The organism is Xanthovirga aplysinae, from assembly GCF_009711365.1.
GTDB lineage: Bacteria > Bacteroidota > Bacteroidia > Cytophagales > Cyclobacteriaceae > Xanthovirga > Xanthovirga aplysinae.
Genome location: NZ_SMMB01000358.1, coordinates 1 through 1,236, shown reverse-complemented (window position 1 = coordinate 1,236; position 1,236 = coordinate 1). Strand labels below are relative to the sequence as shown.

The following is a 1,236-nucleotide window of genomic DNA, read 5'->3' as shown; positions in this document are numbered from 1 at the left end:
GCAAATAGAATGCTCCCCTACCAATTTTACAATTCCATAGCTTCGGTAATACACTTGATGCCCGATTATTATCGACGCCCGGTCGCTCGACCAGTGAGCTGTTACGCACTCTTTAAATGAATGGCTGCTTCCAAGCCAACATCCTGGCTGTCTAAGCAACTGGACCACCTTTGTTCAACTTAGCGTATATTTAGGGACCTTAGCTGATGGTCTGGGTTCTTTCCCTCTCGGACATGGACCTTAGCACCCATGCCCTCACTGCCGATCATATCTAACAGCATTCGGAGTTCATCAGGAGTTGGTAGGCGGTGAAGCCCCCTAGTCCTATTGGTAGCTCTACCTCTGTTAGACTTTATATCGACGCTGCTCCTAAAAGCATTTCGGGGAGTACGAGCTATTTCTCAGTTTGATTGGCCTTTCACCCCTACCCACAGGTCATCCAAACACTTTTCAACGTGTACTGGTTCGGTCCTCCAGTTGGTGTTACCCAACCTTCAACCTGCCCATGGGTAGATCACCAAGTTTCGCGTCTACCTCTGCTGACTAACGCGCCCTATTCAGACTCGCTTTCGCTTCGACTACGGACCTTAAATCCTTAATCTTGCCAACAAAGAGTAACTCGTAGGCTCATTATGCAAAAGGCACGCCGTCACGGAACTAATCCGCTCCGACCGCTTGTAAGCGCATGGTTTCAGGTACTATTTCACCCCCTTATTCAGGGTACTTTTCACCTTTCCCTCACGGTACTGGTTCACTATCGGTCTCTCAGGAGTATTTAGCCTTAGCGGATGGTGCCGCCAGATTCAGACGGGATTTCTCCGGTCCCGCCCTACTCAGGATACCCGCCTCTTTAAAACAATTGCGCTTACAGGTCTTTCACCTTCTGTGGAGCAACTTCCCAGATGCTTCAGCTTCTTGTTTTAAAGATTATGCAGGTCCTTCAACCCCGAAGCGGCCTTAACCGCCTCGGTTTGGGCTGTTCCCTGTTCGCTCGCCACTACTTAGGGAATCACTATTGTTTTCTTTTCCTCCGGGTACTTAGATGTTTCAGTTCTCCGGGTTGGCTTCCTTGCGGATGACAGGTCTTCAACCTGCCGGGTTCTCCCATTCGGATATCTGCGGATCAATTCGTAGGTGCCGATCCCCGCAGCTTTTCGCAGCTTAACACGTCCTTCTTCGCCTCTGAGAGCCTAGGCATTCACCATGCGCCCTTATCTACTTTCTCGTATCTCTTTT

At 49.8% G+C, this 1,236-nt stretch carries 1 rRNA gene; it reads right to left on the bottom strand.

From position 1 onward, the window contains the following. A 23S ribosomal RNA gene (locus E1171_RS01145) occupies positions 1-1,225 on the bottom strand; the annotation flags it as partial. Between the last annotated feature and the right edge of the window lie 11 nt (positions 1,226-1,236).